25 protein-coding genes, 3 tRNA genes and 1 other RNA gene are annotated in these 23957 nt (G+C 52.2%); 8 read left to right on the top strand and 21 right to left on the bottom strand.

The features are described 5' to 3' along the window. The first annotated feature begins 19 nt into the window (after nucleotides 1-19). The 6 genes from galT to KWG64_RS01345 all read left to right on the top strand — a co-directional run bounded on the left by galT (nucleotide 20) and on the right by KWG64_RS01345 (nucleotide 5264). Nucleotides 20-1069: a galactose-1-phosphate uridylyltransferase gene (gene galT, locus KWG64_RS01370; protein WP_218520696.1), complete on the top strand. Its 1050-nt coding sequence runs from the start codon at nucleotides 20-22 to the stop codon at nucleotides 1067-1069. Beyond that, the gene (galK, locus tag KWG64_RS01365) at nucleotides 1069-2217 is read left to right on the top strand and encodes a galactokinase (RefSeq protein WP_218520695.1); all 1149 of its coding nucleotides are present in this window, start codon (nucleotides 1069-1071) and stop codon (nucleotides 2215-2217) included. The genes galT and galK overlap by 1 nt, the downstream gene beginning before the upstream one ends. Next, nucleotides 2211-3257 (top strand): galactose-1-epimerase, encoded by a 1047-nt coding sequence (galM, locus tag KWG64_RS01360; RefSeq protein ID WP_218520694.1) that lies wholly within the window; start codon nucleotides 2211-2213, stop codon nucleotides 3255-3257. The genes galK and galM overlap by 7 nt, the downstream gene beginning before the upstream one ends. A gap of 163 nt (nucleotides 3258-3420) precedes the next feature. After that, nucleotides 3421-3753 carry a PsiF family protein gene (locus KWG64_RS01355; protein ID WP_152325454.1) on the top strand — a complete coding sequence of 111 codons (333 nt, stop codon included), beginning with the start codon at nucleotides 3421-3423 and terminating at the stop codon, nucleotides 3751-3753. 205 nt (nucleotides 3754-3958) lie between these two features. Continuing rightward, nucleotides 3959-4711, top strand: coding sequence for a 2,3-diphosphoglycerate-dependent phosphoglycerate mutase (gene gpmA, locus KWG64_RS01350; RefSeq protein WP_152325453.1), 753 nt, complete (start codon nucleotides 3959-3961; stop codon nucleotides 4709-4711). Between the two features lie 82 nt (nucleotides 4712-4793). Further along, complete coding sequence (locus KWG64_RS01345; RefSeq protein WP_218520693.1) at nucleotides 4794-5264, top strand: GNAT family N-acetyltransferase; 471 nt, start codon at nucleotides 4794-4796, stop codon at nucleotides 5262-5264. A 66-nt stretch (nucleotides 5265-5330) separates the two neighbouring features. Here KWG64_RS01345 and aroG read toward each other — a convergent pair whose 3' ends face one another. Beyond that, complete coding sequence (gene aroG, locus KWG64_RS01340; protein WP_152325451.1) at nucleotides 5331-6383, bottom strand: 3-deoxy-7-phosphoheptulonate synthase AroG; 1053 nt, start codon at nucleotides 6381-6383, stop codon at nucleotides 5331-5333. A gap of 213 nt (nucleotides 6384-6596) precedes the next feature. Between aroG and KWG64_RS01335 the strand changes: the two genes are divergently transcribed. Continuing rightward, nucleotides 6597-6938, top strand: a complete 342-nt coding sequence (locus KWG64_RS01335; protein ID WP_195814160.1) for a protein YbgS — start codon at nucleotides 6597-6599, stop codon at nucleotides 6936-6938. Nucleotides 6939-7067: 129 nt separating this feature from the next. After that, entirely contained in the window at nucleotides 7068-8018 is a 951-nt protein-coding gene (zitB, locus tag KWG64_RS01330; RefSeq protein ID WP_195814161.1) for a CDF family zinc transporter ZitB, read from the top strand. 64 nt (nucleotides 8019-8082) lie between these two features. On the opposite strand, the gene pnuC is transcribed toward zitB, so the two are convergent. The 20 genes from pnuC to odhB form a co-directional block, all read right to left on the bottom strand. Further along, complete coding sequence (gene pnuC, locus KWG64_RS01325; protein WP_218520981.1) at nucleotides 8083-8805, bottom strand: nicotinamide riboside transporter PnuC; 723 nt, start codon at nucleotides 8803-8805, stop codon at nucleotides 8083-8085. A gap of 41 nt (nucleotides 8806-8846) precedes the next feature. Beyond that, nucleotides 8847-9911, bottom strand: coding sequence for a quinolinate synthase NadA (gene nadA, locus KWG64_RS01320; protein WP_195814162.1), 1065 nt, complete (start codon nucleotides 9909-9911; stop codon nucleotides 8847-8849). Between the two features lie 281 nt (nucleotides 9912-10192). Next, nucleotides 10193-10268 (bottom strand) — tRNA-Lys (locus tag KWG64_RS01315). A 68-nt stretch (nucleotides 10269-10336) separates the two neighbouring features. Continuing rightward, nucleotides 10337-10412: transfer RNA gene (locus KWG64_RS01310), tRNA-Lys, on the bottom strand. A 70-nt stretch (nucleotides 10413-10482) separates the two neighbouring features. Continuing rightward, nucleotides 10483-10602, bottom strand: a non-coding RNA gene (locus KWG64_RS01305) — RtT sRNA. 14 nt (nucleotides 10603-10616) lie between these two features. Further along, nucleotides 10617-10692: transfer RNA gene (locus KWG64_RS01300), tRNA-Lys, on the bottom strand. Nucleotides 10693-10889: 197 nt separating this feature from the next. Next, nucleotides 10890-11684, bottom strand: a complete 795-nt coding sequence (gene cpoB, locus KWG64_RS01295; RefSeq protein WP_152326500.1) for a cell division protein CpoB — start codon at nucleotides 11682-11684, stop codon at nucleotides 10890-10892. 9 nt (nucleotides 11685-11693) lie between these two features. After that, nucleotides 11694-12203: a peptidoglycan-associated lipoprotein Pal gene (gene pal / locus KWG64_RS01290; protein WP_152326499.1), complete on the bottom strand. Its 510-nt coding sequence runs from the start codon at nucleotides 12201-12203 to the stop codon at nucleotides 11694-11696. Between the two features lie 47 nt (nucleotides 12204-12250). Further along, nucleotides 12251-13543, bottom strand: a complete 1293-nt coding sequence (gene tolB / locus KWG64_RS01285) for a Tol-Pal system beta propeller repeat protein TolB (RefSeq protein ID WP_195823523.1) — start codon at nucleotides 13541-13543, stop codon at nucleotides 12251-12253. A 130-nt stretch (nucleotides 13544-13673) separates the two neighbouring features. Next, nucleotides 13674-14927: a cell envelope integrity protein TolA gene (gene tolA / locus KWG64_RS01280; protein WP_218520692.1), complete on the bottom strand. Its 1254-nt coding sequence runs from the start codon at nucleotides 14925-14927 to the stop codon at nucleotides 13674-13676. A 115-nt stretch (nucleotides 14928-15042) separates the two neighbouring features. Next, entirely contained in the window at nucleotides 15043-15474 is a 432-nt protein-coding gene (tolR, locus tag KWG64_RS01275; RefSeq protein ID WP_013576429.1) for a colicin uptake protein TolR, read from the bottom strand. A gap of 11 nt (nucleotides 15475-15485) precedes the next feature. Then, nucleotides 15486-16175 carry a Tol-Pal system protein TolQ gene (gene tolQ, locus KWG64_RS01270; RefSeq protein ID WP_013576430.1) on the bottom strand — a complete coding sequence of 230 codons (690 nt, stop codon included), beginning with the start codon at nucleotides 16173-16175 and terminating at the stop codon, nucleotides 15486-15488. Beyond that, nucleotides 16172-16576: a tol-pal system-associated acyl-CoA thioesterase gene (gene ybgC / locus KWG64_RS01265; protein WP_095921211.1), complete on the bottom strand. Its 405-nt coding sequence runs from the start codon at nucleotides 16574-16576 to the stop codon at nucleotides 16172-16174. The genes tolQ and ybgC overlap by 4 nt, the downstream gene beginning before the upstream one ends. Before the next feature lie 151 nt (nucleotides 16577-16727). Further along, complete coding sequence (ybgE, locus tag KWG64_RS01260) at nucleotides 16728-17021, bottom strand: cyd operon protein YbgE (RefSeq protein WP_195814165.1); 294 nt, start codon at nucleotides 17019-17021, stop codon at nucleotides 16728-16730. Between the two features lie 2 nt (nucleotides 17022-17023). Then, complete coding sequence (cydX, locus tag KWG64_RS01255) at nucleotides 17024-17137, bottom strand: cytochrome bd-I oxidase subunit CydX (protein ID WP_101077375.1); 114 nt, start codon at nucleotides 17135-17137, stop codon at nucleotides 17024-17026. Nucleotides 17138-17147: 10 nt separating this feature from the next. Next, the gene (cydB, locus tag KWG64_RS01250) at nucleotides 17148-18287 is read right to left on the bottom strand and encodes a cytochrome d ubiquinol oxidase subunit II (protein ID WP_195814166.1); all 1140 of its coding nucleotides are present in this window, start codon (nucleotides 18285-18287) and stop codon (nucleotides 17148-17150) included. Nucleotides 18288-18302: 15 nt separating this feature from the next. Further along, entirely contained in the window at nucleotides 18303-19871 is a 1569-nt protein-coding gene (gene cydA, locus KWG64_RS01245) for a cytochrome ubiquinol oxidase subunit I (protein WP_218520691.1), read from the bottom strand. A 720-nt stretch (nucleotides 19872-20591) separates the two neighbouring features. Continuing rightward, nucleotides 20592-21464, bottom strand: coding sequence for a succinate--CoA ligase subunit alpha (gene sucD / locus KWG64_RS01240; protein ID WP_195814167.1), 873 nt, complete (start codon nucleotides 21462-21464; stop codon nucleotides 20592-20594). Next, on the bottom strand, nucleotides 21464-22630 hold the full coding sequence (gene sucC, locus KWG64_RS01235; RefSeq protein WP_101077379.1) for an ADP-forming succinate--CoA ligase subunit beta: 1167 nt from the start codon (nucleotides 22628-22630) through the stop codon (nucleotides 21464-21466). The genes sucD and sucC overlap by 1 nt, the downstream gene beginning before the upstream one ends. A gap of 96 nt (nucleotides 22631-22726) precedes the next feature. Further along, the gene (odhB, locus tag KWG64_RS01230; RefSeq protein ID WP_101077380.1) at nucleotides 22727-23956 is read right to left on the bottom strand and encodes a 2-oxoglutarate dehydrogenase complex dihydrolipoyllysine-residue succinyltransferase; all 1230 of its coding nucleotides are present in this window, start codon (nucleotides 23954-23956) and stop codon (nucleotides 22727-22729) included. Nucleotide 23957: the final 1 nt, after the last annotated feature.

Below are 23957 nucleotides of genomic sequence, written 5' to 3'. Positions count from 1 at the left end.
GGCAGACCAAGGAAAGTTTATGACGACGTTTAACCCGATTGATCATCCACATCGCCGCTACAATCCGCTGACCGATCAGTGGATTTTAGTGAGCCCGCACCGGGCCAAACGCCCGTGGCAGGGCCAGCAGGAAGCCGTTTCGCAGGAGGTTCTGCCCTCGCACGATCCGGACTGTTTTCTCTGCCCGGGCAATACCCGCGTAACGGGCGATGTGAACCCGAAATACACCGGCACTTTCGTGTTCACCAACGATTACGCGGCGCTGATGCCGGACACGCCGTTTGCGCCGGAAAACGATGACCCGCTGATGCGGGTTCAGAGCGCACGCGGCACCAGCCGGGTTATCTGTTTCTCGCCGGACCACAGCAAAACGCTGCCGCAGCTTTCCGTAGAAGCCCTGACGGAAATCGTCAGAACCTGGCAGGAGCAAAGCGCGGATTTAGGGAAAACCTATCCGTGGGTGCAGGTTTTTGAGAATAAAGGCGCGGCGATGGGATGCTCTAACCCGCATCCGCATGGCCAGATTTGGGCGAACAGTTTCCTGCCTAATGAAGCCGAGCGCGAAGACCAGCTGCAACGCACTTATCTCGACGAACAAGGTTCGCCAATGCTGGTGGATTACGTGCAGCGTGAGCTGGCAGACGGCAGCCGCACTGTGGTTGAAACTGAACACTGGCTGGCCGTGGTGCCTTACTGGGCGGCGTGGCCGTTCGAAACGCTGCTGCTGCCAAAAGTTCACGTTAAGCGCATTACCGGGCTGACCGATGCCCAGCGCAGTGATTTAGCGCTGGCGCTGAAAAAACTGACCAGCCGCTATGACAATCTGTTCCAGTGCTCTTTCCCGTATTCCATGGGCTGGCACGGCGCGCCGTTCACCGAATGCGACCACGAACACTGGCAGCTGCATGCCCATTTCTACCCGCCGTTGCTGCGTTCAGCCACGGTTCGCAAATTTATGGTCGGCTACGAAATGCTGGCTGAGACCCAACGCGACCTGACGGCGGAACAAGCTGCCGAGCGTCTGCGGGCGGTGAGTGATATCCACTATCGTGAAGCCGGAGAACAATAATGAAATTGAAAACCAAAACCCTGGAAATCTTTGCCGACAAATTCGGTTACCCTGCCACGATCACCATCAAAGCGCCGGGTCGCGTTAACCTGATTGGCGAACATACCGATTACAACGACGGCTTCGTTTTGCCCTGCGCCATCGATTATGAAACGGTGATCGCCTGCGCACAGCGCAACGACCGCGTGATCCGCGTGATCGCCGCCGATTATGACAACGAGGAAGATACGTTCTCTCTCGACGAACCGATCCTGCACAGTGACGCGCATCCGTGGGCCAACTACGTGCGTGGCGTGGTGAAACATCTGATGCTGCGTAATAAAGATTTCTCCGGCGCAGACATGGTGATCAGCGGCAACGTGCCTCAGGGCGCAGGGCTGAGTTCTTCTGCATCTCTGGAAGTCGCCGTCGGCCAGGCGCTGAAATCTCTTTATGATTTGCCGCTGGACGGCGTGGCGCTGGCGCTGAACGGTCAGGAAGCCGAGAACCAGTTCGTCGGTTGCAACTGCGGGATTATGGATCAGCTGATTTCTGCCCTCGGCAAAGAAAACCATTCCCTGCTGATCGACTGCCGTTCTCTGGAAACCCGCGCGGTGTCTATGCCGGAAAACGCAGCCGTGGTGATCATCAATTCCAACGTGAAACGCGGTCTGGTTGACAGCGAATACAACGCCCGCCGCGAACAGTGCGAAGTGGCCGCCCGCTTCTTCGGTGTGAAAGCCTTACGCGACGTGGACCCTGCCCTGTTCTTCTCCATTCAGGATGAATTGGATCCGGTGGTTGCACGCCGTGCACGCCACGTAATCACGGAAAACGATCGTACTCTGGCAGCGGCTGACGCACTGGCCAGCGGCGACCTGAAACGCATGGGCGAACTGATGGCGGAATCTCACGCCTCCATGCGCGATGATTTTGAAATCACCGTTCCGCAAATCGACAAACTGGTCGAAATCGTCAAAGAAGTGATTGGCGATAAAGGCGGCGTGCGCATGACCGGCGGCGGCTTCGGCGGCTGCATCGTGGCACTCGTTCCGACAGAGATGGTAGACAAAGTCCGTCACGCCGTTGAGCAGCAATATCACGCCCACAGCGGCCTGAAAGAAACCTTCTACGTTTGCACCGCTTCCCAGGGGGCTGGCATATGTTAAAACCTGAAAACACACAGCTGGCGCCCGATGGCCAGCCGTTTGAACAGGTGACGCTACAGAATGCGGCGGGCGCAACCGCCACATTCATGGACTGGGGCGCGACCTGGTTATCCTTTACGCTGCCGCTGGCTGACGGCTCGAGCCGCGAACTGCTGCTAGGCTGCCAGACACCGCACGACTATATGAATCAGAGCGCCTATCTTGGCGCGACCGTCGGGCGCTACGCCAACCGCATCGCCCGCTCGCAGTTCGAGATTGAAGGCAAACCGCATCTGGTCGTCGCCAATCAGGGCGTACATCAGCTGCACGGCGGCCCGGAAGGTTTTCATGCGCGTCGCTGGAAAATTCTTGAGCAAACCGCGCAGAAACTGACGTTCGGGCTGTTTTCTGCCGACGGCGATCAGGGTTATCCGGGCAATATGACAGCGAAAGTGCATTATCAGCTGACCGGCGATAACCGTCTGGAAATCCGCTATGAAGCGACGGTGGATAAGCTGTGCCCGGTCAATCTGACCAATCACGCTTATTTCAATCTCGACGGCGAAGGCACCGATGCGCGACAGCACAAGCTGCAACTGTTTGCTGACCGCTTCCTGCCGGTCGACAGCGACGGGATCCCGTGTGCCGATCCGACGCCCGTTGAAAATACCGGCATGAATTTCAATGCGCCGAAAACGCTGGCGAAAGATTTCCTCAGCGATCGCGATCAGCAGCGTGTGAAAGGTTACGACCACGCGTATTTGCTGAACCGCACCTGCAATGCCGGCACAAATCCGGCTGCGCATTTGTGGTCAGCCGATGGCAAAGTAAAAATGACGATGTTCACGTCGGCACCGGCAGTGCAGCTGTACAGCGGCAACTTCCTCGGTGGCACGCCAAACCGTAGCGGCGGCCAATATGCCAGCTACAGCGGCGTTGCGCTGGAAAGTGAATTTCTGCCGGACAGCCCCAACCATGCGACCTGGCCGCAGCCAAGCTGCTGGATTAAACCGGGCCAGACGTACAAATCTGCCACGACCTACCAGTTCTTCGCGCTGTAATCTTCTCCGGGCAGGCTCATCCGAACCTGCCCTTCACGCTTTTCCCTTCTGCAAATTTGTGACTCATCACGCATCTGCGTCAGCACTTTTTCAGCTAAAGCCGCCTCCCGCATCTACGCTTAGAGAGTGTCCTGCGAAAAGGACGTTCAAAAAGGAGTTCGTTATGCGTTTACCCGTTGTGTTATCCCTGCTGGCGACCTTATGTGCGGCGGGTTCTGCACTGGCCGCGGATCCTGTAAAAGTGCCTTCCCCCGCTCAGACTGAGCAGCGCCAGAAAATGACCGACTGTAATCAGCAGGCCACCACACAATCGCTTAAGGGCGATGAGCGCAAAAAATTCATGAGCAACTGCCTGAAAGCCGAGGCCAAAACAGACGATAAAATGAACCCTCAGCAGAAAAAGATGAAAACCTGTAATGCTGATGCGGCGAAACAAGAACTTAAAGGCGACGCCCGCAAAACCTTCATGAGTACCTGCCTGAAAAAAGCCAGCTAATCTGCTGTCCTTTTGCACAAAACGCGCTGTCCGGGTGACCGTCTGCGCGTTTTGTTTTACATCGCCACAGCAAATTCGTTATGTTTAAGACAAACGGGCGTCACACATAGGTTTCCTGAATACATTCAGATTGCCGATAGGGATGCCCAGACCCTATAATGATAACTGTTATCATTGAAAATTCAGTTAACTGAGGAGTTTAGCTATGGCTGTAACCAAGCTGGTGCTGGTAAGACACGGTGAAAGTGAGTGGAACAAAGAAAACCGTTTTACCGGTTGGCATGATGTTGAACTGTCCGACAAGGGCCGTACTGAAGCAAAAGCTGCGGGTCAGTTGCTGAAAGACGAAGGCTTCCAATTTGACTTCGCTTACACCTCCGTGCTGAAACGTGCCATCCATACTCTGTGGAGCGTTTTGGACGAACTGAACCAGCCATGGCTGCCGGTTGAGAAATCCTGGAAACTGAACGAACGTCATTACGGCGCGTTACAGGGTCTGGACAAAGCTGAAACAGCACAGAAGTACGGCGACGAGCAAGTTAAACAATGGCGTCGTGGTTTTGCTGTGACTCCACCAGAACTGGATCGCGCCGATGAGCGTTTCCCTGGCCATGACCCGCGTTATGCCAAACTGAAACCTGAAGAGCTGCCAACCACAGAAAGCCTGGCGCTGACCATCGACCGCGTTATCCCTTACTGGACTGATGTCATCAAACCTCGCATCGAAAGCGGCGAGCGTGTGATTATTGCTGCACACGGTAACTCCCTGCGTGCGCTGGTTAAATATCTCGATAACCTGAGCGAAGACGAAATCCTGGAACTGAACATCCCTACCGGTGTTCCACTGGTTTACGAATTCGACGAAAACTTCAAACCAATCAAACGTTATTATCTGGGCAATGCCGATGAAATCGCAGCGAAAGCAGCGGCCGTGGCAAACCAGGGTAAAGCGAAGTAATTAGCGGTTTCTGAGCTAATCGGAAATACAAAAAGGCATGCGAAAGCATGCCTTTTTTGCAGGTTTCAGTAAGGAGAATTCAATGTCCGTCAGACGCGCATCAGTACATGAAGCAGAACAGCTTTGGGAAATAAGGAACCTGGCTATCCGCCACGGATGCAAAAATACTTACGCAGAATCAATCCTGACGGCATGGACACCCGATCAGATGCCGGCAGGATTCCCGAACGCGATTACCCGCAATCCTTTTTTTGTTACGGATTCACCAGAAGGTTTTCCGGCCGCCACCGGATTTATTGATGTTGAAAACGCAAGCGTTGAAGCCATTTTTACGCGTCCCGGATTTGAAGGAAAAGGCCTCGCGACGCAGATACTCAACGCGATAAAAGCGGAAGCAAAGTCGCTGGGATTTTCTGAACTGACGCTGTCATCGACACCTAATGCTTTTGAGTTCTACAAAAGAAACGGATTCTGTCTGGTAAAGGAAAGCGTTTATCGCTCGGAACTGGCAAATGCCAGCCTGCTTTGCATGGATATGCGTTGCGAATTGTGAGCCGTGTTTTGCAGCCACAAAAAAGCCCCGCATTAACGGGGCTCAGTTCAGAATTGCTGTGAGGGATTAGCCGCGGCGCGCTTTGACTGCGTTCGCAAGGCTACGCAGCAACACTTCGGTATCTTCCCAGCCAATACACGCATCGGTCACGCTCTGGCCGTAAACCAGTGGCTCGCCGCTGTCGAGACTCTGATTGCCCTCGACCAGATGGCTTTCAACCATCACGCCCATAATCGCCTGTTCGCCACCGGCAACCTGACCGCAAACGTCTTCACAGACTTCCATCTGTTTTTTGAATTGTTTGCTGCTGTTGGCGTGGCTGAAGTCGATCATGATGCGGGCTGGCAGGCCGCCTTTTTTCAGGCCGTCTTTCACTTCCAGCACGTCCTGAGCGCTGTAGTTTGGTTTTTTGCCGCCGCGCAGAATGATGTGGCAGTCGTTGTTCCCGCTGGTGTTGACGATAGCGGAATGGCCCCACTTGGTCACAGACAGGAAACAGTGCGGCGCACCGGCTGCGTTAATTGCGTCGATCGCCACTTTGATGGTGCCGTCGGTACCGTTTTTGAAACCTACCGGGCAGGATAAACCGGAGGAGAGTTCACGGTGAACCTGAGATTCTGTTGTACGTGCGCCAATCGCGCCCCAGCTCATCAAATCCGCCAGATATTGTGGCGTGATCATGTCCAGGAATTCACCCGCCGCAGGCAGGCCGGTGTCGTTAATATCCAGTAACAATTTGCGGGCAATGCGCAAACCATCGTTAATCTGGTAGCTGTTGTTCATATGAGGGTCGTTGATCAGCCCTTTCCAGCCGACTGTCGTACGCGGTTTTTCGAAGTAAACGCGCATGACCACTTCCAGTTCACCCTGCAATTCTTCGCGCATTTTCAGCAGGCGTGCTGCGTACTCTTTAGCGGCTTTAGGATCGTTGATTGAGCAAGGGCCGATGACAACCAGAAGACGATCGTCGTTTCCTTTCAGGATCTTATGAATCGCATTGCGTGCATGAGACACCGTCTTTGCCGCTTTGTCAGTGGCGGGAAACTTTTCCAGCAACGCTACAGGTGGCAAAAGTTCCTTAATTTCTTTGATGCGTAAATCGTCGTTTTGATAATTCATAACTGTTCCATTCGGGTGTTCATAAGAGACAAAGCGAAACGCTGACCGCGTTCAATCTAGCCGTATTGATAGCCGGTGTAAACCTACTTTGACACCTACGAATAGTCTCATTTTGATTCAGGACATGAATTCATTCGCTAAGCTTCCTAATCATTGGCTTCACCACGACGAGCACGAAAAAAACGAATCACAACCAAAGATGGAGATGAGGTTATGAAGAAACTTGCAATAGTGTTACTGACCGCCACAATGGCCCTGGCTTCAGGTGCCGCATTCGCAGAAGGCGCAGATACGGGTTCGAATAATGGCTCAGCGAATCAGGCGGATGCTCCTGGCTCAATCCAGAAAATCGCACCGAACGGAGTCGATAACAGCAAAATCAACGAAACCGATAAGCCTGTTAATGAAGTCCACAAGAAAAAACACAAATCTACGACTGAAGCTCACCACAATGCGAGCAAAAAGACCGTAGACCACAAAAAGGCCATGTGTAAAGACGGCCGCTGCCCAGATCAGGTACCAGGAACCAATCAGTCCAAAGCTACCGGTAACTGATTTCATCAGCAGTAAATGACTGACAAAGGGGAACTTCGGTTCCTCTTTTTCTTCTCTGCCCCTTTCTTGCATCACATGACGATTACGTTATTGTTATGATCTCTGTTCATCTCTTTTGTGAATACTTATATGTCTTCCTCTTTACTACCTCAGGATAAGAATGGCCGCAGGCTGTTGCTGGCATTTCTGGTCACCGTGATTTTCATGGTGGCAGAAGTGATCGGCGGCCTGATCTCCGGCTCGCTGGCACTTCTCGCCGATGCCGGGCACATGCTGACTGACGCCGCAGCCTTACTGGTTGCACTGTTAGCCGTGCGTTTTGCAAAACGTAAGCCCAACGCCCGGCATACGTTTGGTTATTTGCGCCTGACCACCATGGCGGCGTTTGTGAATGCCGCCGCACTGCTGGTGATCGTCGTGCTGATCGTGTGGGAGGCCATCGCCCGTTTCTTCAGCCCTCAGCCGGTGATGGGTACGACCATGCTGGTGATTGCGATCGCCGGGCTTTTTGCCAATATTCTGGCGTTCTGGTTGCTGCATCAGGGCGAAGAGAAAGCCAATATCAACGTGCGCGCTGCGGCGCTGCATGTTCTGGGCGATTTACTGGGGTCTATCGGGGCGGTTGCGGCGGCGCTGATCATTATGTACACAGGCTGGACGCCTATCGACCCGATTCTGTCGGTGCTGGTTTCGTGCTTAGTGCTCAGTAATGCATGGAGGCTGATGCGCGAGAGTTTCCACGAACTGCTTGAAGGGACGCCGCAGGAAATTGATATCGATAAGCTGCGCAAGGATCTGTCGATGAGCATCCCGGAAGTGCGCAACGTTCACCACGTTCACGTCTGGCAAATTGGTGAACAGCGCCTGATGACGCTACACGTGCAGGTTGTTCCGCCACATGACCATGACGCCCTGCTCGACCGCATACAGCACCATCTGCTCGACAAGTGCCGTATCGGCCACGCCACCATTCAGATGGAATACGGCCGTTGTGAAACACCGGATTGTGAGATCAACGAAGTTCAGTCAGTAAGCTCCGGACACGATCACCACGGGCACAGCCACGCGCATCATCATTGATTCCGTGGTTCTGCGCCTGAAAGCAAAACGCCTCCGGATGGAGGCGTTTTTTATGGGATACGGATCAGATTTTCTGCAATGGCCGCGAACCGTTCTGTCGGGCACTTTTGATCCACAGCCATGAGCCGTTAAGGGCAATCAGCGTCAGCAGAACATATTCCAGCGCCATGGCATAAACGCCCTGATAAGCAAAAATAGCCACGCTGATGACATCAATCACCACCCACACCAGCCAGTTTTCAACGTATTTGCGCGTCATCAGCAGCATCGCGACAATCGACAGCACCATCATGGATGAATCCCAGAACGGGAACGCATCGGGCTGAAGCTCGGGCATATTGACGTTAAGCCCCAGCGCCTGCATCACATTCACTGCAACGAGCGTGAGCGCGGCGAAAACGCGATCAATATTGAAGGTCATCAGCGCGATCCCTGCCACGCAGATAACGCCCCATAACAGCGCCTTGCCGCGCGGCAACCAGCGGATCTGCAATTCCGCCTGCTGATCGGCTGTCTGGCGGCTCCAGGCGTACCAGCCATAAATATTGGCGGCGAAGAAGAACACCTGAAGCAGCAAGCTGGCATAAAGCTGGATCTGGAAGAAGATAATCGCAAACAGCGTCACGTTGATCAGGCCGAACGGATAGTTGATCAGCTTTTCTTTGCTGGCGAACCAGATGCAAAGCAAACCGAAAATCGTCCCGACGGCTTCAATCCACGAAAGATCATACCCTCCTTTCCCAAGAGGAATATGAATCAAAATGTTGCTGGTACTGAAGAAATCCATCATCACGTCCTTCCCTTAATTGTTCTGAAAATACCTTCGGCTTAAAGCGCTTTAGTCTGCGCCCGTAATTTCAGCTGAGCCGCGAAATCAAGCATACGGTTCAGCGGGATCAGTGATTTCACACGCAGCGCTTCATCCACTTCAATGGCATGTTCTGCTCCGCCATGCTCCAGCCCTTCGGCGATAGCCTTCAGGCCATTCATCGCCATCCACGGGCAATGCGCGCAGGTCCGGCAACTGGCGCCTTCACCAGCTGTCGGCGCTTCAAACAATTCTTTATCCGGACACGCCTGCTGCATTTTGTAAAAAATACCGCGATCCGTTGCCACAATAAGCTGTTTTTGCGGCAACGTTTTTGCGGCCTGAATCAGCTGGCTTGTAGAACCGACGGCATCCGCCATATCAACGATCGCCTGAGGGGACTCAGGATGCACCAGAATGGCCGCATCTGGGTACAAACCTTTCATCCGGGTCAGCGCCTGGGTTTTAAACTCGTCATGGACGATACAGGCGCCCTGCCAGCAGAGTACATCCGCCCCCGTCTGCTTACGGACGTAATTTCCGAGATGACGATCCGGAGCCCAGATGATTTTTTCACCCAAACTATCCAGGTATTCAATCAGTTCAACCGCAATGCTTGAAGTGACGACCCAGTCCGCGCGCGCCTTAACTGCCGCCGAGGTATTAGCGTAGACCACAACGGTGCGATCGGGGTGGCTGTCGCAGAAATCCGAGAATTCCTGTTCCGGGCAACCTAAGTCCAGTGAGCACTCCGCGTTGAGTGTCGGCATCAGAACCGTTTTTTCAGGGCTGAGGATTTTGGCCGTTTCCCCCATAAACCGGACACCCGCCACCAGCAGCGTTGACGCCGGATGCTGGCTGCCGAAACGGGCCATCTCCAGTGAATCCGCGACGATGCCGCCGGTTTCTTCTGCCAGCGCCTGGATTTCAGGATCAGTGTAATAATGCGCGACCATAACGGCGTCGCGCTCTTTCAGCAGTTTCTTAATCTTCTCTTTATAGAAGGTCTTTTCGTCTGCATTCAGAACTGCGGGTTTAGGCGGGAAAGGATACACCGTCGCATTCAGATCCAATGTTTCGCTCATACTCTTCATCTCATTCTGTCAGGCAATGCGCCTGAAGGCCGTAAGCCACAGCCGGTTTAACAGATTAAACCCACTGGTTTTGTATGCTAAACAAAATACCGTAAAAAACGAGGTAAGTCGTCCAAATTTTGTTCTTAAGGCTTTAAATGTTTACTGGACTTAAAAGAGAGGTGTATCGGGATTATGTGGATAAAGGCAGATTAAGATAATGTGAGAAATACAGGGGTCTGAATGCGAAAAAAGCGCCTAAAGGCGCTTTTTTCTGAATTTTAAGATTTAGATGGTGGGCCGTGCTGGATTCGAACCAGCGACCAATTGATTAAAAGTCAACTGCTCTACCAACTGAGCTAACGGCCCATCTAAATGCTTTGTACTACTGACTTCACGGCTTACAGAAACTGATTCAGGACCTTACACTTAAAGAGTGGTGGGCCGTGCTGGATTCGAACCAGCGACCAATTGATTAAAAGTCAACTGCTCTACCAACTGAGCTAACGGCCCTTCCTGAATACTTCTGACTGCCTTCGTGTCTTGCAGTTGGTGTGCAAGCCACTTGCTGTTTGTTTAGATTTGGTGGGGCGTGCTGGATTGATTCGGTCTTCGACCTCACCCTGCGGGCAACGCTACGCGTTGTCGTCTCGCTTCGCTCGGCTCGAACCAGAGTTCTCATCCATCACTGCTTCACTACATAATCCACTTTAAAAGTGGTGGGCCGTGCTGGATTCGAACCAGCGACCAATTGATTAAAAGTCAACTGCTCTACCAACTGAGCTAACGGCCCATCTAAACCTACTGCAAATTGCCTAAATCTCTAACAGCGTTAGCCGTTTGGAGTTGTCTGGGCAACGGCGGCATATATTACTTATTTAACTTTTCAGTGCAACTTTAATTTTCACAAAGATGCTTAACTGCTGGACTTTCACACACTCAAGCCCAGAAAATGCACGATATGTACATTTTCCGGTCCTGAATTGGGAACTACTTCGCAGATAAACGTTTTTGAGCTTGTTTTGCCGCGTCTGTGTTTGGGTACTGTTTTATGACCTGCGCGTAGACGGCTTTTGCTTTATCGGCCTGCCCTTTCTCCTGCATGATCACCCCAACCTTGAACATCGCGTCAGAACTTTTTGGGGACTTCGGATAGTTTTTGACCACAACCGCAAAATAATAAGCAGCGTCGTCTTTTTTACCCTTGTTGTAATACAGCTGGCCTAACCAATAGTTGGCATTAGGCTGGTATGTAGAATCCGGGTATTTTTTAACGAAACTCTGAAAGGCAGCGATCGCCTCATCATATTGTTTCTTTTCCAGCGCCAGAGAAACAGCGGCGTTGTAGTCGCTGTTCACATCGCCTGTGCTTGCAGGGGCTTGTGCAGCACCTGCGTCAGACGTTGCGGCCGCAGCATTACCAGATGCGTCGCCAGTGGCTGCTGCAGCGCCCGTACTGGCGGCTCCGGCGGCACCCTGACTCAGGCTGTCCATCTGGTTAAAAATCTGCTTCTGACGATCAGCAAGCTGACTCAACTGATACTGGTTCTCCTGGATTTGACCACGAAGAGTATCCATATCACGTTGGGAATCAGAAAGTTGTTGCTGGAGTTGAGTTAATAGCTGGCTGTGAGCGTTAGAAATACGCTCCAGAGAGGTGACCCGATCTTCTATCGAGCCTGAGCCGACATCACTGATTGGCGCTTGGGCAGTAGCGGCCCATGGGACCGCTACGCCAACCAGTAACGACAGACTCAACAGGTGAGTTCTGAAGTTACTGCTCATACTATTCTCTTAGTAAACCAGTACGGCACGACGGTTTTTAGCGTAAGCCGCTTCGTCATGACCCAGTACAGCTGGTTTTTCTTTACCGTAAGAAACGATAGAGATCTGGTCGGCAGAAACGCCTTTACCTTGCAGGTACATTTTAACAGCAGTAGCACGACGTTCGCCCAGGGCGATGTTGTACTCTGGAGTACCACGTTCGTCAGCATGACCTTCAACAGTCACTTTGTAAGACGGGTTGCTACGCAGGAATGCTGCGTGCGCGTCTAACATCTGAGCGAATTCTGAAGAAACATCGTATTTGTCCAGGCCAAAGTAAACGATGTTGTTTTTCTGCAGTTCTTGCATCTGCAGACGAGCTTGCTCTTCAGAAGACATGTTGCCGCTTTCTGCGCCAGTGCCAGAGTTCAGACCCATACCTGATTGGTCGTTGTCCGCGTTTTTGTGAGAACTACACGCAGCGACTGCCAGAACAGGCAATGCCAGCATCAGCCCTTTCAGCACTTTATTCAGTTGCATCTATTCGATCCTTTTATAATTTTTTGCCATACATAGTTTTCTATGCATTACAGATACGGCGACCAGGCAGGGAATTTGACCTGTCCATCAGTTGCCGGAAGACGCGCTTTGAAGCGCCCATCAGTCGATACCAGTTGCAATACAGAACCCAGTCCTTGAGAGGAGCTGTAGATAACCATAGTGCCGTTTGGTGCGAGGCTAGGCGTTTCATCCAGGAACGTGTCCGTCAATGTTTGAACGGCTCCCGTTGCCAGATCTTGTTTAGCGATGTGCTGTGTACCGCTGGCGCTGCTCACCATGACCAGGAATTTACCATCTGCACTTACGTCAGAGTCCTGATTCTGTGAGCCTTCCCATGTCAGACGCTGAGGCGCACCGCCATTAATATTAACTTTATATACCTGAGGACGACCGCCCTGATCCGACGTGAACGCCAGGTTCTGGCTGTCCGGGAACCAGGTTGGTTCGGTATTGTTGCTACGGCCATTAGTGACCTGAGAGATCTGACCTGAACCCAGGTTCATCACATACAGGTTAAGGCTGCCGTCTTTGGACAACGCGAATGCCAGTTTAGACCCGTCCGGAGAGAATGCCGGAGCACCGTTGTGGCGTGGGAAAGAGGCAATCTGTTTGATAGCACTGTTCGCCAGTGTTTGCACAACCAACGCTGAACGACCGCTTTCGAAAGTCACGTAAGCCAGTTTGCTACCGTCCGGAGACCAGGCCGGAGACATCAGAGGCTCTGGTGAACGGTGAACAACGAACTGATTATAACCATCGTAATCCGCTACACGCAGTTCGTACGGGAATTTGCCACCGTTAGTCTGCACGATGTAAGCGATACGGGTGCGGAATGCGCCTTTAACACCGGTCAGTTTTTCGAAAACTTCATCACTGGCGGTATGGGCAGAATAACGCAACCACTGTTTAGTCACTTTATACTGGTTTTGTGCCAGTACGGTGCCCGGAGCACCCGAGGTGTCAACCAACTGGTAAGAAACAACATAGCTGCCATCGGCTGCAGGTTGAACCTGACCGATAACAACGGCATCGATGCCCAAAGCAGTCCAGGCGGCAGGGGTAACTTCTGCCGCTGAGGTTGGCTGTTGTGGCATGCGCGATGCATCAATAGGGTTAAATTTACCGCTGTTGCGTAAGTCAGCAGCAACAATGCCGCCAACATCTTCAGGTGGAGTACCCGGACCCGCCCATTTGAATGGCACAACGCCAATCGGACGAGCGGTATCTACGCCCTGAGTAATTTCAATGCGAACTTCTGCATGTGCTACAGATGCCCACATCATCAAAAGGCCGAACGCTACTCGAAATGCCTGCTTCATTGTATCTCCCTTATCTGGACGTATCTGCCCGCGATAATTTAGCAGAATTTTAACAAACCAACGCATACAAAACTAGAATTACACCCTGCAATCTATCGTAAAATTCTGAAAAGAAATTATTTTCGTCTTTCTACGGTTTAAAATCTATCGGAGCATTTTTAAAGACTTCATAGACTGCTTCAGAAGGCGGTTTCGGGAACTTCGCCTGTCGGGCCGCGGCAAGCGCTGCCTGACAAAGTGCTGGATCCCCACCTTCCGCTGACACGCTGATAAGCGAGCCATCCGGGTTCATTTTAACGCGCAATGAACAGGTTTTACCCGCATACGATGACGCGTCATAGAATCTGCTCTCGATAGCCGCCTTTATCTGGCTGCCATAGTTAGCAATATCGGCACCGGATGCACCCGCCTTTTTCTGTGTTCCTTTACCTGCCGGAGCAGAAGCCCCACCGCCCGTTGAACCTTTCGGCGCATTTTTAGAATCGGCCAGCCCGTCAAATAAGTTATTTGCGTCAGCAGATTCTTTTGCGGCAGCGGCAGCGGCCGCTTTCTTATCGGCTGCGGCTTTCTTGGCAGCTGCAGCCGCTTCAGCTTTCTTCTCAGCGGCTGCGGCGGCTTTCGCATCCGCTGCTGCTTTGGCGTCTGCGTCAGCTTGCGCTTTCGCATCGGCGGCAGCCTGAGCTTTAGCCTCTGCGGCAGCTTGTTTCTTCGCCTCAGCAGCCGCTTCTTTCTTCGCGTCAGCCTCCGCCTGTTTTTTCGCGGCCGCAGCTGCGGCGGCGGCTTCAGCTTCAGCCTGTTTCTTCGCTTCGGCTGCGGCTTTTTTCTGTGCATCAGCCTGCGCTTTTGCAGCTTCTTTCGCCGCATCGGCCTTAGCCTGAGCCGCTTCTTTTGCCGCTTCAGCTTTCGCCTGTGCGGCAGCAGCTTCGGCCTGCTTCTGTTGTTCTTTCGCCTGCTCAGCAGCCTGCTGCGCTTGTTTCTGTTGTTCAGCGGCCTGTTTCTGCTGCTGAGCCTGTTCCTGCGCCTGCTGCTTCGCATCTTCCTGTGCCTGAAGACGCTCTTTTTCAAGCTCTTTCAGACGTTGCTGTTCTGCGGCCTGTTTCTGCTGAAGCTCTTCAGCCTGTTGCTCTGATTTTTTCTGACGCGCTGCGGCAGCACGTTGGGAATCAGCCTGTTGCTGTTGCTGACGGTTGTACTGATCGACCACAGCACTTGGATCAACCATTACGGCTGAGATATCGCTACCGCCGCCGCCACCGCTCATGCTGGTATCTTCGTCCAGCGATCCCCAAATCAACAGGGCTATAATGATGATATGCAGAACGACCGAAACAATAACGGCGCGTTTGAGCTTATCGTTTTGTTCAGTTGCAGTTGCCTTTACCAAAATAGATTTCCCAAGACAGGATTACTAAAAACCCGGGATCCTGTAGCGCCTGCCTTAATCTTTTAGCAAGCCAGGGAATGCCGGGTTTCAAATAAGTGTTACAAATTACCTATCCTCAGATAGGTTGTGTCATCAATCCGACTGACTTCACGCCAGCCTGATGCAGCATATTCAGCGCCTTGATGATTTCATCATAAGGCACATCTTTTGCGCCACCGATCAGGAATACCGTCTTCGGATTGGCCTGAATACGGCTGGTCGCTTCTGCGATAACCTGTTGTTCAGGCAGTTGTTCCATGCGCTGATGATCCACCACAATGGTGTATTGACCAACGCCTGAAACTTCAACAATCACAGGCGGGTTATCATCGCTGGACACCGTTTTAGAATCCGTCGCATCAGGTAAGTCAACTTCCACACTCTGGGTAATGATCGGTGCTGTCGCCATAAAAATCAGTAACAGAACCAGCAGTACGTCCAGCAGCGGAACGATGTTGATCTCCGACTTACCTTCGCGCCGGTTACGACGACCTCGTGAACGAGCCATACTCTCCCCCTTTAGTTACTGCTGGTTTCGCGAGAGAAAGCCTGACGGTGCAGGATAGCCGTGAATTCTTCCATGAAGTTATCGTAGTTTTGCTCAAGCTTGTTCACGCGCTGGTTAAGGCGGTTGTACGCCATAACCGCCGGGATAGCGGCAAACAGACCAATCGCCGTAGCAATCAGTGCTTCTGCGATACCTGGAGCAACCATTTGCAGGGTCGCTTGTTTCACGGAACCTAAACCGATAAAGGCGTGCATGATCCCCCAGACCGTACCGAATAAACCGATATACGGGCTGATGGAACCGACGGTGCCAAGGAAAGGAATGTGTGTTTCAAGAGATTCGAGTTCACGGTTGAAGGAAATGCGCATTGCACGTGAAGACCCTTCAATCACCGCCTCTGGCGCGTGGCTGTTGGCACGGTGTAAACGGGCGAATTCTTTAAAACCAGAATGGAAGATTTGCTCTGCCCCGCTCAGGGTTTCGCGACGGCCCTGGCTTTCCTGATACAGACGGGAAAGCTCAATACCGGACCAGAATTTATCTTCGAACGCTTCTGCCTCGCGGGTGGCGGCATTCAGCACTTTCGTGCGTTGAATGATGATCGCCCAGGACGCGATAGAAAAGCACACCAGGACAAGCATAATCAGCTTGACCAGGATGCTGGCCTTCAAAAATAAATCAAGAATGTTCATGTCAGTCACTGCTTAAACTCCGCGACAATAGACTTAGGAAGCGCTCGGGGCTTCATTTGGTGTGGATCAATGCATGCAATCAACACTTCTGCAGAACTCAGAAGGTTTCCATGCGAATCAAGAATTCGTTGTGCAAAAGTAAGAGAAGCTCCGCGAATGGACGTAATCTCACTCTGAACATCCAGCAAGTCATCTAAGCGAGCTGGTGCAAAGTATTCGACCGTCATGCGGCGGACAGCAAAAGCGACGTGTTCACCCAGTAACTGCTGCTGGTGAAAATTGCGTTGGCGCAACATCTCTGTGCGAGCCCTTTCAAAAAAGGCGACGTATCGGGCATGGTAGACCACACCTCCCGCGTCTGTGTCTTCGTAATAGACACGAACCGGCCATCGGAACAACGAATTACTCACTCTACATCCCGTAATGCAATTTGACGGCACTACTATACGCAAGAGAATTGGGGTTGGGAATGGGTTGCAATGCCGGAACGAAAATAATTATGGGCCGGAGCGGCCCATAGGAAGATTACTGTAAATCTGTGTATTTTTAAGACGATAAAAGTCAGCTGAAGAAGTAAAACAGACCCGCAGCCAGTGCGATCATCGCCAGTAACGGTGAAAAAAATGATTTCCACACCGAATTTTTCGGACGAAAACCCAGACCGTGAATAACACCGCTACAAACAGCCCATATCAGAATGAGCCCGTGCCACACTTCCAGCTGGCTGGTCGACGAGGCAAACATGCCCGGTTTCCAGAAAACACAACCGGCAAGCAGCAGCGACATCACAAGGGAAAGGGCCCGCAAGGGGCCCTTGTCTGTGATGGCGTAAACTTTATCCGCGATCACACTCATCGTTACTTCTCTTCTTTTGCAGCTTTGTTGGCTTCGCTGTGCTCAAGTGCCAGCGCGGTCATGATACCAAACGAGCAAGCCAGCAAGGTGCCGAGGATCCAGGCAAAATACCACATGGTTTTCTCCTTAATACAGCGAATGCTTGTTGTTCTCGATGTACGCTTTATCGAGGCGACCGAACATCTTGTAATACGCCCATGAGGTGTAAATCAGGATGATTGGCACAAAGATACACGCCACAACGGTCATCACTCTCAACGTCAGTAAGGTAGACGTTGCATCCCACATGGTCAGGCTGACGTTAGGATCAGTGATTGACGGCATGACGAACGGGAACATAGTGATACCGGCCGTCAGGATCACACAGGCGATAGTCAGTGAGTTACTGACGAAAGCCAGTGCCGCTTTATTCAAACGGGAGAACAGGATTGTCAGCAGCGGCAGAATCACACCCAGTGCAGGGATAGCCCACAAAGCGGGGATCTTGTTGAAGTTAGCCAGCCATGCGCCCGCTTCATGAGAAACCGTTTTGTGCAGCGGATTTGACGGGCCCGCGTGATCCAGTACAGAAGTCACGGTGAAGCCATCAATCCCTTTAACCAGCCAGATACCCGCCAGCAGGAAGCAGACCATCATGATCAGTGCAGAAATCTGCGACGCATTACGGGTCCGCAGATGCAGTTCGCCGACAGTACGCATTTGCAGATACGTTGCGCCCTGCGTAATCAGCATGGTCAGGCTGACCAGACCGGCCAGAATACCAAACGGATTCAGCAGCTGAATAAGGTTACCGGTATAGAACAGGCGCAGGTCGGTATCAATGTGGAACGGCACGCCCTGTAACAGGTTACCGAAGGCCACACCAAAGACCAGCGATGGCACGAAGCTACCAATGAAGATGCCCCAGTCCCACATTCCACGCCAGCGCGCGTTATCGAGTTTTGAACGGTAATCAAAGCCCAGCGGACGGAAGAACAATGCACACAGCACCAGAACCATCGCCGCATAAAAACCCGAGAACGCTGCTGCATAAACCATCGGCCACGCAGCAAATAACGCACCACCGGCAGTGATCAGCCAGACCTGGTTGCCGTCCCAGTGCGGGGCGATCGCATTGATCATGATCCGGCGGTCGGTATCGGTTTTACCGATGATCCGCACCAGAATCCCCACACCCATATCAAATCCATCGGTGACCGCGAAGCCGATAAACAGCACGCCAATCAGCGCCCACCAGATGAACCGTAAACTTTCATAATCGAACATAGTCGGACTCCCTAATTACTGAGCTTGCTCAAGCGGGGCTGAAGGTTTTTCAAAATGATAGCGCCCTGTTTTCAGGCTGCTTGGCCCCAGGCGTACATATTTGAACATCAGGAACATCTCAGCGACCAGGAACAGGGTGTACAAGCCGCAGATCAGGATCATTGATGACAGCACATCACCGACCGTCAATGAGGAGTGCGCAATGGCCGTTGGTAAGACCTCACCAATCGCCCACGGCTGACGGCCGTATTCCGCAACGAACCAGCCAGACTCAACCGCAATCCATGGCAATGGCAGGCCAAACAACACGGCGCGATGCAGCCAGCGTTTTTCGCCAATTTTACCGCGAACCACTGCGAAGAATGACAGACCAATCAGAACCAGCATCAGGATGCCGCAGGCAACCATGATACGGAATGCGAAGTACAGAGGCAGAACGCGCGGAATAGAATCTTTCGTCGCTTTCTGGATTTGTGCGTCAGTCGCATCAGTCACTTTGTCGGTATAGCGTTTCAGCAACATACCGTAGCCCAAGTCTTGCTTGGTTTTTTCAAAGTCACTGCGAACGGTTGGATCGGTATTCCCTGCGCGTAACTCTTCCAGCAGGTTGTACGCTTTCATCCCGTTACGGATACGCACTTCGTGTTGCGCCATCAGGTCTCTCAGACCGGTGACCGGCGTATCCACAGAACGCGTTGCAATCAGGCCGAGCAGATAAGGGATCTGAATGGCGTATTCATTTTCCATTTTGTCCTGATTTGGCAGGCCGAACAGCGTGAAGCTGGCCGGTGCAGGTTGGGTATCCCACTCGGCTTCGATTGCCGCCAGTTTGGTTTTCTGTACGTCACCCATTTCGTAACCGGATTCATCACCCAGTACGATAACAGACAGTACAGCCGCCAGACCGAAGCTTGCCGCGATTGCAAAAGAGCGTTTTGCAAAGCCCACATCGCGACCTTTCAGCAGGTAGTAAGAGCTGATAGCCAGAACGAACATCGCACCTGTCACATAACCGGATGCAACGGTGTGTACGAATTTAACCTGCGCAACCGGGTTGAGAACCAGCTCGGAGAAGCTGACCATTTCCATGCGCATGGTTTCGTAGTTGAAGGTTGATGCAATCGGGTTTTGCATCCAGCCATTCGCCACCAGGATCCACAAAGCAGACAGGTTTGAGCCGAGGGCAACAAACCAGGTCACCGCCATGTGCTGAACTTTAGACAGGCGATCCCAACCGAAGAAGAAGAGGCCGACTAATGTTGATTCCAGGAAGAACGCCATCAAACCTTCAATCGCCAGAGGCGCACCGAAGATATCACCGACGTAATGTGAGAAATATGACCAGTTAGTCCCGAACTGGAATTCCATGGTTAAACCGGTAGCAACGCCAATTGCAAAGTTAATTGCAAAAAGTTTGCCCCAGAATTTGGTCATATCTTTATAGATTTGTTTGCCGGAAAGCACATACACCGTTTCCATAATTGCCAGTATAAACGCCATACCCAGCGTTAATGGGACAAATAGGAAATGGTACATGGCTGTTAAAGCAAACTGTAAACGCGACAGTTCAACGATATCAAACATCTTGACCCCTTGCTCCTCGGAGGAAGACCCCAAATTGCGATCTTTGACGAACCGGTTGCCGGAACGCCTCATGACTACCAGTATTCAAATGTGTGTAGAACAGAAATGCAGAGTTCAGCTGAGTGAAGCCGTTCAAGGCATTCTGATACCCGGAAAAGACACGACCAGCGAGCCTCTAAGAGGCTGATGAACGGGAAAATCTCGGGGAAAAGTAAACATACAAAAAACTGATGTTACAGGACCATTATGTTACGCCAGTAATCCCACACATTAAATAGGTTTTTTAGTGACCCAAAGCGGATTTCCGCGTACAGGTCAATTTAACGACAAAACAGTGCAGATCGCCGGAATTGATCTGACGCAATTTAAGCCTATCTCATTGTTTATTTCTATAATATCTACATCAATTTCTGAAAAAACATTTCAGGATGTTAACCGTTGGTTTCACTGATCTTTAATGGTGTATTTATTGTTAATTTGTTGTGTTTTTATGGTTGTGCTAAATATCTAAATCGCTACCTTTTAAAACCCATTTATTAACTTTTTATTTCCAATGAACCTATCGTGCTCTGTTAATAAATATAGCTCATATCGGCGATTGTTAAATATTTAGCTTAAAAATAAAAAAGGCCACCCGAGGGTGGCCAACATGTCGAATCGTAGAGTCATATGAAATGACTCAGTTCGCACCGGAACAGGGCCCGGCGCGACGGGCAATACTTACTGTGGCAGAACAGATTTCACGGCTTCGCCAATATCGGCCAGGCTGCGAACAGTCTTCACGCCTGCAGCTTCCAGTGCAGCAAACTTCTCGTCAGCCGTACCTTTACCACCGGCAATGATGGCGCCTGCGTGGCCCATACGTTTGCCTTTTGGCGCAGTCACACCGGCGATGTAGCCCACAACCGGTTTGGTCACGTGTGCCTGAATATAAGCCGCCGCTTCTTCTTCCGCGTTACCGCCGATCTCACCGATCATCACGATCACTTCGGTCTGCGGGTCTTCCTGGAACAGCTTCAGGATATCGATGAAGTTAGAGCCCGGGATCGGGTCGCCGCCGATACCGACACAGGTAGACTGGCCGTAGCCGTAATCTGTAGTCTGTTTAACCGCTTCATACGTCAGCGTACCCGAGCGGGAAACGATACCCACTTTGCCCGGCAGGTGAATGTGGCCCGGCATGATGCCGATTTTACATTCGCCCGGGGTGATCACGCCCGGGCAGTTTGGCCCGATCATGACCGCATCGCTCTGATCCAGTTTCACTTTAACCACCAGCATATCCAGCGTCGGGATACCTTCAGTGATACAAATGATCAGCTTGATGCCTGCATCCAGCGCTTCCAGAATGGAATCTTTGCAGAATGGTGCGGGAACATAAATGACAGACGCCGTCGCGCCGGTGGTCTCAACCGCTTCGCGAACGGTGTTGAACACTGGCAGACCCAGATGTTCGGTGCCGCCTTTGCCTGGCGTTACGCCGCCAACCATTTTTGTGCCGTAAGCGATAGCTTGTTCGGAGTGGAAAGTCCCCTGGCTACCGGTGAAACCCTGGCAGATAACTTTGGTGTTCTTGTTGATTAAAATCGACATTATTTCCCCTCCACTGCCGCGACAACTTGTTGAGCCGCATTCGTCAGGCTGGTCGCTGCAATGATGTTCAAACCGCTGTCTGCCAGTTTTTTGGCACCCAGCTCGGCATTGTTACCTTCAAGACGCACCACAACCGGTACGCTGACGCCCACTTCTTCCACCGCACCGATGATACCGTCGGCGATCAGGTCGCAACGTACGATACCGCCGAAGATGTTTACGAAGACGGCTTTCACTTTTTCATCGGACAGGATGATTTTGAAGGCTTCTGTTACGCGTTCTTTGGTCGCACCGCCGCCAACATCCAGGAAGTTAGCCGGTTCACCACCGTGCAGTTTCACGATGTCCATGGTACCCATTGCCAGACCGGCACCGTTCACCATGCAACCGATGTTGCCGTCGAGCGCAACGTAGTTCAGTTCCCACTGCGCGGCCTGAGATTCGCGGGCATCTTCCTGGCTGTAATCGCGCATTTCACGCAATTCTGGCTGACGGAACAATGCGTTGCCGTCTGCGCCCAGTTTGCCGTCGAGGCAGATCAGGTCGCCAGCGGTGGTCACCACCAGCGGGTTAATTTCGATCAGCGCCAGATCGCGCTCAAGGAAGATGTTGGCCAGACCCATGAAGATCTTGGTGAACTGCTGAACCTGCTTACCGGTCAGACCCAGTTTGAATGCCAGTTCACGGCCCTGATAAGGCTGCGGACCTGCCAGCGGATCCAGTGCAACTTTGTGGATCAGGTGTGGCGTTTCTTCCGCCACTTTCTCGATTTCCACGCCGCCTTCAGTAGACGCCATGAACACCACGCGGCGTGAGCTGCGGTCTACCACAGCGCCGAGGTACAATTCTTTGTCGATGTCTGTCGCGGATTCAACCAGGATCTGGTTAACCGGCTGACCCAGTGCGTCTGTCTGGTAAGTCACCAGACGTTTACCCAGCCAGTGTTCAGCGAAAGCACGAATTTCTTCTTTGCTTTTCACGACTTTCACGCCGCCCGCTTTACCGCGGCCACCGGCATGAACCTGACATTTTACCACCCACGGACCGGCACCGATTTTCGATGCAGCCTCTTCCGCTTCACGCGGCGTGGAACAGGCGAAGCCCGTTGGTGCTGGCAGGCCGTAGCGCAGGAACAGCTGTTTCGCCTGATACTCGTGTAAATTCATGATGTTCTATCCATTCTTTAGTAGGAAGGCTTATCAGGGCACAGCGGGCTGTGCCACAGATTTTTACGATCTCTATTTCTTTCGTTCCGCCGGGGACTAAACGTCCAGCAGCAGACGAGCCGGATCTTCCAGCATTTCTTTAATGGTCACCAGGAAGCCGACAGATTCGCGGCCATCAACCAGACGGTGATCGTAGGACAGTGCCAGATACATCATTGGCAAGATCACAACCTGACCGTTCACCGCCATCGGACGATCTTTAATGGCATGCATGCCCAGAATCGCACTCTGCGGTGGGTTGATAATCGGGGTCGACATCAGTGAGCCGAAGACGCCGCCGTTGGTCACGGTAAAGTTACCGCCGGTCAGCTCTTCCACTTTCAGTTTGCCGTCACGGCCTTTGATCGCCAGCTCTTTGATTTGCTTTTCGATGTCAGCCATACCCAGCGTATCCACATCGCGCAGAACCGGCGTTACCAGGCCGCGAGGCGTAGAAACGGCGATGCTCACGTCGAAGTAGTTGTGGTAAACCACATCTTCGCCATCAATAGAGGCGTTCACTTCCGGGTAACGTTTCAGCGCTTCAACCACGGCTTTCAGATAGAAAGACATGAAGCCCAGGCGTACACCGTGACGTTTTTCGAAACCATCACCGTACTGCTTACGCAGATCCATGATTGGCTTCATGTTGATTTCGTTGAAGGTTGTCAGCATTGCGGTGCTGTTTTTCGCTTCAAGCAGACGCTCAGCAACACGCTTACGCAGACGGGTCATCGGCACGCGTTTTTCGCTGCGTGAACCCAGAGCCGGTGCAGCACTGGTCGCGGCAGGAGCCGCTGCTGGTGCAGCCGCAGGTTTCGCGTCTTTGGCTTTCGCCAGGTGTTGCTCGACATCTTCACGGGTCAGACGACCACCGACACCGCTGCCTTTGATCGCGTTGGCATCCAGAGAATGCTCGGCAATCAGACGGCGGATTGCCGGGCTGAGTGCGTCGTTGCTTTCTTCTTCCAGAGCGGCGGTATGGCGTGCAGCAGGAGTCGCTTCTTTATCGGAGCTTTTCTCAGTGCTTGGCTTGCCGGAGCTGTTACCCGGACGAATGCGCGCCAGAATCTGACGGGAAATGACCGTTGCGCCTTCATCTTCGATAATGCTGTCCAGAATACCGGCTTCACTTGCCGGCACTTCCAGAACCACTTTATCGGTTTCAATTTCTACCAGTACATCGTCACGCTCAACGCTGTCGCCCGGTTTTTTATGCCAGGTTGCAACCGTCGCATCTGCCACGGATTCAGGAAGGTCAGGGACCAGAATATCTACGCTACTCATT

Source organism: Rahnella sp. PD12R (genome assembly GCF_019200965.1).
Classification (GTDB): Bacteria; Pseudomonadota; Gammaproteobacteria; order Enterobacterales; family Enterobacteriaceae; genus Rahnella; species Rahnella laticis.
This window is presented reverse-complemented; position numbering and strand designations above follow the sequence as displayed.